The following is a 357-nucleotide window of genomic DNA, read 5'->3' on the forward strand; positions in this document are numbered from 1 at the left end:
GATGGCGAGGTTCCTCGATCAAGGATGATCTGATTTCCTCCAGAAAGAACGCTAGGTCCTCCACCTCTTTTCGATCCTCTCCCTGAATCCTCATGACACGCTTTTCCATAGATAGCCGAATTCGGCCGAAGGCAAGCATCTGTCTTCCTTCGCAAACGTAATGAACGGGGCGCCCCTGTCCATCCTGCGCGGCAATCGTGTAGATCAGCACATCGTTATTTTGTCTTTCAACATGAACCGGGACCATATCTTCGTATAGAAGCGCCTCAATGAATTGCCGGAGTACCCGGCGCCTGGCAGCCACGTATTGTTCCGAACGAATGAAATCTGATTCATTTCTATCGTTGATGCTGTTCA

General features: G+C 49.9%; 1 pseudogene. It reads right to left on the reverse strand.

From position 1 onward, the window contains the following. Nucleotides 1–357: pseudogene (locus ACNPNW_RS06210) on the reverse strand (hypothetical protein); the annotation flags it as partial.

Source organism: Acinetobacter endophylla, from assembly GCF_053543775.1.